Source organism: Bradyrhizobium sp. USDA 3364 (genome assembly GCF_054056355.1).
Genome location: NZ_JBSRYG010000002.1, coordinates 7,110,849 through 7,123,915 on the forward strand (window position 1 = coordinate 7,110,849; position 13,067 = coordinate 7,123,915).

At 65.0% G+C, this 13,067-nt stretch carries 15 protein-coding genes; 4 read left to right on the top strand and 11 right to left on the bottom strand.

Annotated features, from left to right (window positions below):
* Positions 1-12: 12 nt before the first annotated feature.
* The 6 genes from ACVILL_RS33345 to ACVILL_RS33370 form a co-directional block, all read right to left on the bottom strand.
* Complete coding sequence (locus ACVILL_RS33345; protein ID WP_456732928.1) at positions 13-1,374, bottom strand: pyruvate dehydrogenase complex dihydrolipoamide acetyltransferase; 1,362 nt, start codon at positions 1,372-1,374, stop codon at positions 13-15.
* Positions 1,375-1,376: 2 nt separating this feature from the next.
* Positions 1,377-1,682: a DUF5076 domain-containing protein gene (locus ACVILL_RS33350; RefSeq protein WP_456732929.1), complete on the bottom strand. Its 306-nt coding sequence runs from the start codon at positions 1,680-1,682 to the stop codon at positions 1,377-1,379.
* Positions 1,683-1,687: 5 nt separating this feature from the next.
* Complete coding sequence (locus tag ACVILL_RS33355) at positions 1,688-3,094, bottom strand: pyruvate dehydrogenase complex E1 component subunit beta (RefSeq protein ID WP_456732930.1); 1,407 nt, start codon at positions 3,092-3,094, stop codon at positions 1,688-1,690.
* A gap of 44 nt (positions 3,095-3,138) precedes the next feature.
* Positions 3,139-4,158 carry a pyruvate dehydrogenase (acetyl-transferring) E1 component subunit alpha gene (gene pdhA / locus ACVILL_RS33360; protein WP_456732931.1) on the bottom strand — a complete coding sequence of 340 codons (1,020 nt, stop codon included), beginning with the start codon at positions 4,156-4,158 and terminating at the stop codon, positions 3,139-3,141.
* A 159-nt stretch (positions 4,159-4,317) separates the two neighbouring features.
* Positions 4,318-4,635 (bottom strand): FtsB family cell division protein, encoded by a 318-nt coding sequence (locus ACVILL_RS33365; protein ID WP_456732932.1) that lies wholly within the window; start codon positions 4,633-4,635, stop codon positions 4,318-4,320.
* A gap of 103 nt (positions 4,636-4,738) precedes the next feature.
* The gene (locus ACVILL_RS33370; RefSeq protein WP_456732933.1) at positions 4,739-5,290 is read right to left on the bottom strand and encodes an NADPH-dependent FMN reductase; all 552 of its coding nucleotides are present in this window, start codon (positions 5,288-5,290) and stop codon (positions 4,739-4,741) included.
* Between the two features lie 269 nt (positions 5,291-5,559).
* On the opposite strand from ACVILL_RS33370, the gene ACVILL_RS33375 reads away from it, so the two are divergent.
* Complete coding sequence (locus ACVILL_RS33375) at positions 5,560-6,675, top strand: D-alanine--D-alanine ligase family protein (RefSeq protein ID WP_456732934.1); 1,116 nt, start codon at positions 5,560-5,562, stop codon at positions 6,673-6,675.
* A gap of 24 nt (positions 6,676-6,699) precedes the next feature.
* Here ACVILL_RS33375 and ACVILL_RS33380 read toward each other — a convergent pair whose 3' ends face one another.
* Both ACVILL_RS33380 and eno read right to left on the bottom strand, forming a co-directional pair.
* Entirely contained in the window at positions 6,700-7,839 is a 1,140-nt protein-coding gene (locus ACVILL_RS33380) for a zinc-binding dehydrogenase (RefSeq protein ID WP_456732935.1), read from the bottom strand.
* A 45-nt stretch (positions 7,840-7,884) separates the two neighbouring features.
* The gene (gene eno / locus ACVILL_RS33385; protein ID WP_456732936.1) at positions 7,885-9,168 is read right to left on the bottom strand and encodes a phosphopyruvate hydratase; all 1,284 of its coding nucleotides are present in this window, start codon (positions 9,166-9,168) and stop codon (positions 7,885-7,887) included.
* Between the two features lie 180 nt (positions 9,169-9,348).
* Here eno and queF point away from each other — a divergent pair, with 180 nt between their 5' ends.
* Positions 9,349-9,825 (top strand): preQ(1) synthase, encoded by a 477-nt coding sequence (gene queF, locus ACVILL_RS33390; RefSeq protein ID WP_076857627.1) that lies wholly within the window; start codon positions 9,349-9,351, stop codon positions 9,823-9,825.
* Positions 9,826-9,837: 12 nt separating this feature from the next.
* Here the strand turns inward: queF and ACVILL_RS33395 are convergent, their stop codons facing one another.
* Complete coding sequence (locus ACVILL_RS33395; RefSeq protein WP_456732937.1) at positions 9,838-11,046, bottom strand: MFS transporter; 1,209 nt, start codon at positions 11,044-11,046, stop codon at positions 9,838-9,840.
* Positions 11,047-11,062: 16 nt separating this feature from the next.
* Complete coding sequence (kdsA, locus tag ACVILL_RS33400) at positions 11,063-11,920, bottom strand: 3-deoxy-8-phosphooctulonate synthase (protein ID WP_456732938.1); 858 nt, start codon at positions 11,918-11,920, stop codon at positions 11,063-11,065.
* 168 nt (positions 11,921-12,088) lie between these two features.
* Between kdsA and ACVILL_RS33405 the strand changes: the two genes are divergently transcribed.
* Positions 12,089-12,424, top strand: a complete 336-nt coding sequence (locus ACVILL_RS33405) for a PAAR domain-containing protein (RefSeq protein ID WP_456732939.1) — start codon at positions 12,089-12,091, stop codon at positions 12,422-12,424.
* A gap of 70 nt (positions 12,425-12,494) precedes the next feature.
* Here the strand turns inward: ACVILL_RS33405 and ACVILL_RS33410 are convergent, their stop codons facing one another.
* Positions 12,495-12,821 (bottom strand): NIPSNAP family protein, encoded by a 327-nt coding sequence (locus tag ACVILL_RS33410; protein WP_456732940.1) that lies wholly within the window; start codon positions 12,819-12,821, stop codon positions 12,495-12,497.
* Positions 12,822-12,894: 73 nt separating this feature from the next.
* Between ACVILL_RS33410 and ACVILL_RS33415 the strand changes: the two genes are divergently transcribed.
* Entirely contained in the window at positions 12,895-13,041 is a 147-nt protein-coding gene (locus ACVILL_RS33415) for a hypothetical protein (protein WP_456732941.1), read from the top strand.
* The last annotated feature ends 26 nt before the right edge of the window (positions 13,042-13,067 follow it).

The window sequence follows — 13,067 nt, forward strand, 5'->3', positions numbered from 1 at the left end:
GGCTGATGCCCGTCACACCATCATCATGACAGGGTTTTCGATCAGCTGCTTGAAGGCGCCGATCAGCTCCGCGCCGAGCGCGCCGTCGATCGCGCGGTGATCGCATGACAGCGTCACGCTCATCATGTGCGCGATCTCGATCTTGCCACCGCGCACCACCGGACGTTCCTCCGAGGTGCCGACCGCGAGGATCGAGGCGTGCGGCGGATTGATCACGGCGGTGAAGTGATTGATGCCGTACATGCCGAGATTGGAGACCGCCGTGGTGCCGCCCTGATATTCCTCCGGCTTCAGCTTGCGGGCGCGGGCGCGCGCGGCAAAATCCTTCATCTCGTTGGAGATGGTCGACAGCGTCTTGGTCTCGGCCTTGCGGATGATCGGCGTGATCAGGCCGCCCGGCATCGCCACCGCGACGCCGACGTCGGAATGCTTGTGCTTGAGCATGCCGCCTTCGGTCCAGCTGACGTTGCAGTTCGGAATCTTCTGCAACGCGACCGCCATCGCCTTGATGACGAAGTCGTTGACCGAGATCTTGTAGAGCGGCTTCTTCTCCTTGTCCTTCGGCGCCGACGCGTTGATCTCCTCGCGCGCGGCGAGCAGCTTGCCGATGTCGCAGTCGATCGTCAGGTAGAAGTGCGGGACGTTCTGCACCGAGGCGGTGAGACGCTGCGCGATGGTGCGGCGCATGCCGTCATGCGGCACCACTTCGTAGGAGCCCGGCTCGAACAGCGCGAGGATCTGCTTGTCCGACATCGAGGGCGCGATGCTCGGCCCCGCGGCGGGCGCGGCCGCCGGCGCCTTCAGGCCCTTGCCGGACTTGGCGTCGTCGACGTCGCGCGCGATGACGCGGCCGTGCGGGCCGGTGCCGGTGATGCGAGAGAGATCGATGCCGGCTTCCTTTGCCAATCGGCGCGCCAGCGGCGACGAGAAGACGCGGGCGTGGCCGTTGGCTTGCGCAGCGGGCGCCGCAGCAGGCTGAGGCGCCGGCGCTGCGGCCGGCACCGGTGCGGGCGCAGCCGCTGGCGCGGGTGCAGCAGCAGGCGCGGCCTGCGCGGCCGGCTTCGGCGCCTCGGCGGGCTTGGCCGCGGGTGCGGCGCCTGCTCCGGCGCTGGCAGCGGCCTTCACATCCTCGCCATCGCCGGCCATGACCGCGATGACGTCATTGACCGGCACGTCCTGGGTGCCCTCGGGCACCAGGATCTTGGCGATCGTGCCCTCGTCGACCGCCTCGACTTCCATCGTCGCCTTGTCGGTCTCGATCTCCGCGATCACGTCGCCGGACTTGACCTTGTCGCCCTCTTTCTTGAGCCACTTGGCGAGGTTGCCCTTTTCCATCGTCGGCGACAGCGCGGGCATGAGAATATTGATCGGCATTGTCAGTGACCTTGTTGCGACCGCGGTTTGGTTTGGCCCATGTCGGTCGGCCGGGCGATTTCGGCTTCGAACATCTCGACGATGCGCGCCAGCGCCTCGTCCTCGGTGTATTCGCTCTCGCGTGAATAGGCGCGCGCGGCATGGCGGGCGATGTCGACGAGCATCAGCCCCCACATGTCCGGCTCCTCGAAGGCGCGCTGGAACGCGATCGACAGGCCGCCGTCGACGACGAAGGCACGCAGCACCTCGATAGCGTCGTCGCGGCCCAGCACGTCGGGCGGCAGCGGCTGCTCCTTGGGACCGGCCATCGGCGTTACCGGTAGGACACGGCCTTGGCGGCCGCGACCACCTCGGCGACGGAGGGAAGAGCGAGCTTTTCGAGGTTCGCGGCATAGGGCATCGGCACGTCCTTTCCGGAGACGCGCGCGACCGGCGCATCGAGATAGTCGAAGGCATGCTCCATGATGCGCGCGGCGACCTCGGAGCCGACGCCGCTCTGCTGCCAGCCCTCCTCCACCGTCACCGCGCGGCCGGTCTTCTTCACCGAGTTGATGATGGTCTCGGTGTCCATCGGACGGATGGTGCGGAGATCGACGACTTCGGCCTCGATGCCTTCCTTGGCAAGTTCATCGGCGGCCTTCAGCGCATAGGACATGCCCATCGCCCAGGAGACGATGGTGACGTCCTTGCCGGCGCGCGCAATCCGCGCCTTGCCGATCGGCAGCACGAAATCGGGCAGCTTCGGCACCTCGCCGGTGTGGCCGTACAGCACCTCGTTCTCGAGGAAGATCACCGGATTGGGATCGCGGATCGCAGCCTTGAGCAGGCCCTTGTAGTCGGCGGCCGAGTACGGCGCGATCACCTTGAGGCCCGGGATCTGCGAATACCAGGCGGCGTAGTCCTGGCTATGCTGCGCAGCGACGCGCGCGGCGGCGCCGTTCGGGCCGCGGAACACGATCGAGCAGCCCATCTGGCCGCCGGACATATAGAGCGTCTTGGCAGCGGAGTTGATGATCTGGTCGATCGCCTGCATCGCGAAATTCCAGGTCATGAACTCGACGATCGGCTTCAGCCCGGCCATCGCCGCGCCGACGCCGACGCCGGCAAAGCCGTGCTCGGTGATCGGCGTATCGATCACGCGGCGGGCGCCGAACTCCTGCAACAGGCCCTGCGTCACCTTGTAGGCGCCCTGATACTCCGCGACCTCCTCGCCCATGATGAAGACGTCGCCGTCGCGGCGCATCTCCTCGGCCATCGCATCGCGCAGCGCCTCGCGGATGGTCTGCGTAACCATCTCGGTACCCGCCGGAATCTCCGGATCGGGCAGCGGCTCGGTCGCAGGCGCGGCTGGAGCCTTGGCTGCGGGCTGCGGCGCTTCCGCCTTTGCATCGGCCTTGGCTTCGGCAGGCGCCGCTTCCGCGGCCTTCGGCTGCGGCGTCGGCGCGGCCGGCGCCTTGGCGAGGTCGGCGGCGCTTTCACCGTCGGCCAGGATGGTGGCGATCGGCGTGTTTACCAGGACGTCGGTGGTGCCTTCCGGAATCAGGATCTTGCCAAGCGTGCCCTCGTCGGTCGCCTCGACCTCCATCGTCGCCTTGTCGGTTTCGATCTCGGCGATCACGTCACCGGACTTGATGGTCTCGCCTTCCTTTTTCAGCCATTTGGCGAGGTTGCCCTTCTCCATGGTGGGCGACAGCGCAGGCATCAGCACTTGAATGGGCATATCGGCTCCCGAAATCGGTCTTGAAATTTGTCTGCGCGGTGGGATCAGCGGTAAATGTCGGTGTAGAGATCGGACGCATCGGGCTCCGGATCGTGCTGCGCGAAGTCGGCGGCTTCGTTGACGATCTCGCGCACCTCGGCGTCGATCGCCTTCAGATCCTGCTCGCTGACGCCCGACGCCAGCAAGCGGTTGCGCACCTGCTCGATCGGGTCCTGGTCGTGGCGAACCTTCTCGACTTCCTCGCGCGTGCGGTACTTGGCGGGATCTGACATCGAGTGGCCGCGGTAACGGTAGGTCTGCATTTCGAGGATGATCGGACCATTGCCGCCGCGGCACCAGGCCACGGCCTCATCGGCGGCGGCCTTGACCGCGCGCACATCCATGCCGTCGACCTGCTTGCCGGGAATGTTGAAGGACGCACCGCGCTTGGAAAAATCCTGCTGCGCGGACGCACGCGACACCGAGGTGCCCATGGCGTAGCGGTTGTTCTCGATGACGTAGATCACCGGCAGCTTCCACAGCTCGGCCATGTTGAAGCTTTCGTAGACCTGGCCCTGGTTGGCCGCGCCGTCGCCGAAATAGGTCACGCTGACGTTATCGTTGCCGCGATAGCGGTTGGCGAACGCAAGGCCGGTGCCGAGCGACACCTGCGCGCCCACGATTCCGTGACCGCCGTAGAAATGCTTCTCCTTGCTGAACATGTGCATGGAGCCGCCCTTGCCGCGGGAATAGCCGCCGCGGCGGCCGGTCAGTTCGGCCATCACGCCCCTGGCTTCCATGTCGCAGGCGAGCATGTGGCCGTGGTCGCGGTAGCCCGTTATGACCTCGTCGCCCAGCTTCAGCGCCATCTGCATGCCGACCACGACCGCTTCCTGGCCGATATAAAGATGGCAGAAGCCGCCGATCGCACCCATGCCGTAGAGCTGACCGGCCTTCTCCTCGAAGCGCCGGATCAGGAGCATGTCGCGCAGTGCCTTGAGCTCCTGCTCCTTGGAGAATTCGGGGGGAGAACCAGCCTTCTCCGGCCCTGATTCTTTTGCGACGGTTTTCTTGGGTGTGGCCATGGCAATTCCGGGTGAGAGAAGTCGAAGAACCCTCTCTAACCTAACTCAAATCGCCTTGGAAGGATTGCGTTCGCCCGATGGAATTTTGCTATGCCGCAGTGCAGCGCGGCGCGACACTTTTGTGATATCGCGCGAATGTTTTTGAAATTTGAGAACGCGTCAGTTCGACTTGTTGATCCGGATGAGATCACGCGGGTTGGCATAGTCGAGCTGGAAGCGCGCGCGCTCGTCCAGCATGTCGGGATCGACCCGGTCCGACCGCAGCAGTGACACCCGCTGCTCGCCCTCGGCCCGCTCCTTCTTCAAGCGCGCCAGCTCCGAGGTCAGCGCGATGATTTCCTGATCGAGCTCCTGCCGCGCGTTCAGGCCGTATTTGCCGGTGTAGGCGTTGACGCCGAAATAGCCGACCATCAGCGCCGCCAGCGTGTAAAGGGCGAGCCCGGTCAGAATCGATTTGAGGCGTGTGCGGGAAACCATGGCCGCGAAGATGCGGCCATGGGGGTTAACGGAGTGCTAAAGCGCTATTGTTTGAGCATGATCCTGTCCGGAAAACCGCTGCGCACTTTTCCGGATCATGCTGTCAGCGGTTCTGCTTTTCGATGAAGGCCGCAAACGCGTCGAGGTACTGCTGCAACACGCCCTTGAGCGACTCCTTGGTCAGTTCGCCGTTGTCGTCGAAGGCATCGCCGACGCCGTTGAGATAGGTCTCCGGCTGACCGAGGATCGGGCCGGCAATGCCCGGCAGGATGTTCTGCAGATGCTTCACCGCGCTGACGCCGCCGAGCGGCCCGGGCGAATTGCCGATGATGCCGACCGGCTTGCCGATGAACGAGCTCTTGCCGTAGGGCCGCGAAGCGACGTCGATGGCGTTCTTCAGCACGCCCGGGATCGAGCGGTTGTACTCGGGGGTCACGAACAGAACGCCGTTCGACTTCTGCAGCTTCTCGCGCAAGGCGAGCCAGTCCGCCGGCGGCGCCGCCTCGAGGTCCTGGTTGAAGAAGGAAATGCCTTGAAGCGTCGTCACATCGAGCTTCAGCGATGTCGGCGCGAGCTTGGCCAACGCATTTGCAATCCTGAGCGAGAAGCTCTGTTTGCGGATGCTGCCGACGATCGTGACGATGTTATAGGCCATAGCAATTTCCCCTCGGGTTGCGCGTGAAACGCGTGCACCTCACCTACCGGCGCGGCAAGAAAGATGCAAGTGCATGGATCGCCCAATTCCGGAAACGCAGCGTTCACGAAATTTGACCGAACGGCCGTGAGGCGGCCCTCAAGCGTCGGCAGCTCGGCGCCGGAAGGAAAGCCCCATCGGGCACGACCCTGGGGCCAATTGTCGACAACTTCCTCCAACCATACTGTGCGCTGATTCCACGCACCACCCAGCCGGGCGAAGAGCAGGTAATGGCAGAGCGCAAGACACGGGTTGCAATCCTGTTCGGCGGGCGATCGGCCGAACACGACGTTTCGCGGGCGTCGGCGGCAAACGTGCTTCGCTCGCTCGACCCGGATCGCTACGACGCCGCGGTAATCGGCATCACCCGGGACGGCCGCTGGATCGTCGCCGATGCGGGAAACGGCACCGGCGCGGGTGGCGGGGCGCTCACCATTCCGGACCATGGACCACAACTCGCCTTGCTGCCGGGAGGACAGGGCCGCGTCGTGGTGCTTCCGGGACCTGAGGCAGTGCCTGCGGAATTGCCGGCCTTCGATGTCGTCTTCCCGGTCCTGCATGGCCCCAATGGCGAGGACGGCACGGTGCAGGGTGCGCTGGAATTGTCCGACGTGGCCTATGTCGGCTCGCGCGTAATGGGCTCGGCGGCTGGCATGGACAAGGACATCGCCAAGCGCCTGCTGCGCGAGGCCGGATTGCCGATCGTCCCCTTTGTCGCGATGTCGGCTGCGGCTCCCGTCAGCTATCACGACGCGATCGGCGCCCTCGGCTCTGACGAGGTCTTTATCAAGCCCGCCAACATGGGATCATCGGTCGGCGTGTCGAAGGCGCGCAACGCGGAGGAGTTCGAGGCCGGTTGCAGATTGGCGCTCCGCTTCGACACCAAGATCCTGATCGAGCGCTGTGTCGCGCCGATCCGGGAGGTCGAGTGCTCGGTGCTCGAGGATGCCGAGGGTCGCATCCGCGCCTCCGAGCTCGGCGAGATCGTGCCGTCCGACAAGCACGGCTTCTACTCCTACGACGCGAAATATCTCGATGCCGAAGGCGCCCTGCTTCAGGTGCCCGCCGGCGTCCCGCCTGCCGTCGCCGATCGCATCAGGGAGCTCGCGATCAGGACGTTCGGCGTGCTGGGCTGCGAAGGCATGGCGCGGATCGACTTCTTCCTGCACGGCGAACAGGCATTCGTGAATGAGGCAAACACCCTGCCCGGCTTCACCAACATCAGCATGTATCCGCGGCTGTGGGAGGCCAGCGGCCTGCCGCAATCCGAGCTGATGGATGTCCTGATCGAGCATGCCCTGGAGCGTCACAGGCGCTCCAGGAGCCTGGCGTTTGACCGCGAGTAGCGGGGCTTCCGGTGCCTTGCGCCGTCAGGCACCCTTGCTCGGGTTGATCAGGAATTTCTCGCCGGTGGCGCGCTTGTTGTAGACGACGATGTTGTCGAGCTGCAGGGTCTCCTGCAACGAGACCACCTTGGTGTAGTGGCTGGCGAAGGTCGTCTTCAGCTCGGCCACCACGCGCTGGCGCAGCTTGTTGCCGGCCTCCGGGCCGATCTTCATCAGGAACGGGAACAAGAGCCAGCCGCCGACGCCCCAGGCCATGCCGAAGCCGCGCGGCAGCTCGATCGAGCGGGTGTCGAGGCTGCCATAGACATAGACCTGCTTGTGCACGTTCGAGCCGTAGCGGCTATAGGCCTTGGCGGTCTTGTTGATCGCGGTCTCCATCGCGACCAGGATCTGGCCTGCGAGCTTGCCGCCGCCAATCGCATCGAAGGCGATGGTCGCGCCGGTCTCGACCAGCGCGCCGGTGAGCTTGTCCATGAAATCGGGCGAGCTGGAATCGACGACATGCCTGGCGCCGATCTTGTGCAGGATGTCGGCCTGCTCCTTGTTGCGCACGATGTTGACGAGGCCGATGCCGTCCTTGAGGCAGATCTTGTTGAGCATCTGGCCGAGATTGGACGCTGCCGCGGTGTGCACCAGCGCCTTGTGTCCCTCGCGCCGCATCGTCTCGGTCATGCCGAGCGCGGTCAGCGGATTGACGAAGCAGGACGCGCCTTCCGCCGGCGTGGTGCCCTCGGGCAGCGGCAGGCATTCGGTGACCCGCAACGTGCGGTATTGCGCATACATCGCGCCGCCGATCATCGCGACGGTGCGGCCCATCAGCGCCTTCGCGGCATCCGATGAACCGGTCCTGACCACGACGCCGGCGCCTTCATTGCCGACCGGCATCGACTCGTCGAGCCGCGCGGCGAGACCCGGCAACGCCGCTTCCGGCACGCGCGCGGTCACCACTGGCAATTCCCTGCTGCCGGTGACCTTGGCGGCCGACATGTCGGCCGGACCGATCAACAGGCCGAGGTCGGACGGATTGATCGGGGCGGCCTCGACCCGGACCACGACTTCGTCGGGGCCGGGCTCGGGGGTCGGGACATTGACTAGCGACAGTTCGAGTTCGCCATCCTTCTTGAGCAGCGAACGCAGTTGCAGACCGCTCTTGCCGTCGCTCATCCCGACCTCCCATTTTGCGTTTGTTGGTTCCGATCAGTTGGGGCGTTACGCCAGGGCCTTCAAGGCCGTCCTGCCCGCGTATTTCGCCTGGGTGCCGAGTTGCTGCTCGATGCGCAGCAGCTGGTTGTACTTGGCGGTACGGTCGGAGCGCGCCAGCGAGCCGGTCTTGATCTGCCCGCAATTGGTGGCGACCGCGAGATCGGCGATCGTGGAGTCCTCGGTCTCGCCCGAGCGGTGCGACATCACGGCGGTGTAGCCGGCCTTGTAGGCCATCTCGATCGCCGCAAGCGTCTCGGTCAGCGTGCCGATCTGGTTGACCTTGACCAGGATCGAGTTGGCGCGGCCGTGCTTGATGCCGTCGGCGAGCCGCGTGACGTTGGTGACGAACAAATCGTCGCCGACCAGCTGGCACTTGTTGCCGATCGCATCCGTCAGTTCCTTCCAGCCGTCCATGTCGTCCTCCGACATGCCGTCCTCGATCGTCACGATCGGATAGCGGCCGACCAGATCGGCGAGATACTTCACCTGCTCCGAACGCGAGCGGGTCTTGTTCTCGCCGCCGTAGACGTAAGAGCCTTCCTTGAAGAATTCGGTCGAGGCGCAGTCGAGGCCGAGCACGACGTCGTCGCCTGCCTTGTAGCCGGCCTTGCCGATCGCGTTCATCACGAAGTCGAGCGCGGCATCGGCCGACGGCAGGTTCGGCGCGAAGCCGCCCTCGTCGCCGACATTGGTGTTATGGCCGGCCTTCTTCAGTTCGCCGCGCAGCGTGTGGAAGATTTCCGAACCGCAACGCAGCGCTTCGGCGAACGAATTGGCGCCGACCGGCAGGATCATGAATTCCTGGAAGTCGATCGGGTTGTCGGCATGCACGCCACCGTTGATGATGTTCATCATCGGCACCGGCAACGTCCGCGCCGAGGTGCCGCCGACATAGCGATACAGCGGCATGTCGAAGGATTCCGCGGCGGCCTTGGCGCAGGCCAGCGAGACGCCGAGGATGGCGTTGGCCCCGAGCCGGCTCTTGTTCGGCGTGCCGTCGAGCTCGATCATGATCTGGTCGATCGCGACCTGCTCCTCGACGGCTTGGTCGCTCAGCGCCTCGAAGATCTCGCCGTTGATGGCGGCAACCGCCTTCTCGACGCCCTTGCCGAGATAGCGCGACTTGTCGCCGTCGCGCAGTTCCACCGCCTCATGGGCGCCGGTGGAGGCGCCCGACGGCACCGCCGCGCGACCGATTGACCCATCCTCCAGCACGACATCGACCTCGACGGTGGGGTTGCCGCGGCTGTCCAGGATTTCGCGGCCGATGATGTCGACGATGTCAGTCATGAGAACCTCTTATGGCAGTGAGGGGGGCAGATGGCGGTGCTTCTACCGCAATGCATCGAGGGGGAAAAGGCCGGGTGACGGGCCCCCCCGCATGGCCTTCCTTTGCATGGGGTTGTTTTGCAGGAAAACCGGTTTCCACTTTTCCGGATCATGCTCTATGAGACCCAAACGGAGATCCCAATGGCAAAGAAATCCAGCAAATCAACGACCTCCCCCGGCCTGCAACTCGGCCGTGCAGTGGAATGGCCCGACGCGCCGGAAAAGGCGCAGCTCGACCGCGTGCCCAACCCGCAGGCTGGTACCGATTATCTGGTGCGCTTCACGGTACCGGAATTCACCTCGATCTGCCCGGTGACGGGCCAACCGGACTTCGCGCATCTGGTAATCGACTATGTGCCGGGCCGCTGGCTTCTGGAATCCAAATCGCTGAAACTGTTCGCCGCGAGCTTCCGCAACCACGGCGCATTCCATGAGGATTGCACGGTCATGATCGGCAAGCGGATCACGGACGAGATCAAGCCGAAATGGCTGCGCATCGGCGGCTACTGGTATCCGCGCGGCGGCATCCCGATCGACGTATTCTTCCAGACCGGCCGCCTGCCGAAGGGCCTCTGGGTTCCCGATCAGGGCGTCGCGACGTACCGCGGGCGGGGGTAATAGCTTCGTCCCTTAAGCCTCGACGTCCGGCCGCGCGGCGGCATCCGCCGGCCGAGTCTGCTTCAGGAATCTCGCGCAGATGAAGCCGAGCACCACCATCACGGCAGCGGCCGAGACCAGCGTCGCCGTCTTGCCGGCGCGTTGCAGGCCGAAGCCGTAGGCGATCGGGCCGACGGTCTGGCCCATGAAAAAGAAGAACGAATGCAGCGACAGCGCGGTGGCGCGCGCCTCGACCGACAGCTCGCTGGCGAACACCTGCAGGCAGCCGTGGATCATGTAGAAGCCGAGGCCCATCACCAGGAGGCCCGCCATCTGCAGCTTCCAGTGCGGCCCGAACGCGACGCCGACCAGCTGGATGGCGACCAGCGTCGCGCCTGTGATCATCATGCCCCGTACGCCCATCCACGGCAGCAGGCGCGACACCGTCAGCGTGTAAATCAATCCGCCGATCGCAAAGCCCGCGATCACGATGCCGGCGATCGACAGCGAGGTCTCGCCGAGCTCGAACAGGAACGAGGCGATGAAGGGAAACAGCCCGAGCACGCAGCAGCCTTCGATGAAGACCGCCGAATAGCAGATGCGCGCGTTCGGATTGGTGAAGATGGTGCGATAGCCGTGGCGCAGCGCCTTCAGGCTGGTGCGCGGCGGACGGTTCAGCGCCGCGCCGCGGAAGCCGGCCGCGACCGCCAGCGCGACGATGATCACGAGGCCGCCGAGCACCGCGAGCACGCCGCGCCAGCCGAGGAAATCGCCGATCAGACCGGAGGCCGTGGCGCCGAGCAGATTGCCGGTCATCGAGCCCGCAAGCGTTCGCCCGATCGCGAGCTGCCGCTTGTCAGGGCCGACCAGATCGCTGGTCAGCGACAGCGCCACCGGAAACACGCCGCCCGAACCGATGCCGGCGAGCACGCGGGTCACGAACAGCATCGGGAACGAGGTCGAGAGCGCGCCGAGAATGTTGGCGACGCCGAGCAGCCCGAGGCAGATCGTCATCAGCCGCGCCTTGCCGAACAGATCGGCGGCGGCGCCGATCGCCGGCTGGACCGCGGCGAAGGTGAAGGCGAATACCGCGGCAAAGCTCGCCGCGGTCGCGATGCTGACGCCGAAATCATCAGCGACATGCGGCAGCACCGGATCGAGCGCCCTCACCGACAGGCTCGCCGCAAAGGTCGCCAGCGTGATGACGTTGAGGGCCGGCGGCATGCCGCTGGTTGCGGTCATGTCGTCGTCACTCCCGTCAGGCTGCGGTCTTGGCCAGCGCGTCGAACTGCATCAGCCGCTTGACGAGGGATTCGAAGTCGCGGAGCGGCACCATGTTGGGGCCGTCGGACGGTGCATGATCCGGATCGGGATGGGTCTCGATGAACACGCCGGCGACGCCGACCGCGACCGCGGCGCGCGCCAGCACCGGCACGAATTCACGCTCGCCGCCTGACGAGGTGCCCTTGCCGCCCGGCTGCTGCACCGAATGGGTGGCGTCGAAGATGACAGGCGCGCCGGTGGTGCGCGCCAGGATCGGCAGCGCGCGCATGTCTGACACCAGCGTGTTGTAGCCGAACGATGCGCCGCGCTCGGTGACCAGCACATTGGCGTTGCCGGCACCGGTGATCTTGCTGACCACATTCGTCATATCCCACGGTGCTAGGAACTGGCCTTTCTTGACGTTGACGACCTTGCCGGTCGCGGCCGCGGCCAGCAGGAGATCGGTCTGCCGGCACAGGAACGCCGGGATTTGCAGCACATCGACGGCCTCTGCCGCCCCAGCGCACTGGTCGGGCTCATGCACGTCGGTCAGCACCGGCAGCCCCAGCGAGGAACGGATCTCGGCGAAGATCGGCAGCGCCTGTTTCAGCCCGACGCCGCGCGCGGCCGACGCGCTGGTGCGGTTCGCCTTGTCGAACGAGGTCTTGTACACCAGACCGATTTTGAGCCGGGCCGCGATCTCCTTCAGCGCGGAGGCCACTTCAAGCGCATGCGCGCGGCTCTCAAGCTGGCAGGGACCGGCGATGATCGAGATAGGCAAGGCATTGCCGAACTTGGCCGATCCGACGGCAACGATCGGCGCAGCGGCTTGCGCGGAAACCTGATTGGTCAAAATGCTGCATCCTTTTGCCGGCGACCATGCAATCCCGCGCGGGAGGGATCAAGCCATCCCGCACGATTAAGGGGGTTGCGCTGACGCCGTGGGTGCGTCGTGCTATCACAATCCCGCCCTAACCGCTCCTATAGACTGGCACGGAACAGATTCCCAATGAGGAACGACATGCGCATTTCGATGGTGATCGGAGCCTTGGCCGCCCTGTCGGCGATGTCGGGTCTGGCCTATGGCCAGGCCAGCAGCCAGCCCGGAGTCGTCACCAGCGGCGCCGCCGGCGTCACTGTCAACGGCAAGCCGGCGGCGCGCAGCGGCGACACCACCAGCAATGGCGGTCCGCTGGTTGAGGGCGTGCCCAACGTCCTGATCAACGGCAAGCCGGCGGTGGTCATGGGCGATCGCACGCATTGCGGCGGCAAGACGACCTCCGGCAGCCACGGCGTCTTCATCAACGGCAAACCGATGGTCCGCGAAGGCGATCAGACCTCCGGCTGCGCGCAATAACCGATACGCTCCTCATATCCCAATTGCCGTCATGCCCGGGCTTGTCCCGGGCATGACGAAAGGTGATGCACTATTTCACCGACGAGAACGACGTCGGCACCAGCAGCTGGTTGACGATGTTGAGAACGATCTGGCCGTCCTCCTCGGTCTTGGCGCGCGCGGCGATCCATTCCGGATCGGTCGCGAACGCAGTCCACTTCTTCTCGCGCTCGGCGAGCGATTCCCAGGCGAGCAGATAGGTCAGTTCCTGGTTGGATTCGCCGACCAGCGTCGTGAAGAAGCCGGCCTGCCTGATGCCGTGCTTGTCCCAGAGCTTCAGTGTGATGGTCTCGAAGCGCTTGAGCAGCGCCGGCAACCGGCCCGGCAGGCAGCGATAGACGCGGGTCTCGTAGATCATTGGCAGTCCTCCCAGATTTGTGTGCGGGCGGTTATAGCCAGCGCCTTGCGGACTGTCTTGAGGGGGTGACAACATGGCACCCCTGCTGATCGGGAGCCGCCATTTCCGCAATGTTGTTGCAATGTTACTTGCTCAAAGCATGATCCGGAAAAGCGCGAAGCGGTTTTCCGAAAACATCATGCTCAATCAAAAGGCTAAAGCGCGCCTGATCGCGCTTTAGTACCGGCGCCGTTCGGGACCTGGACC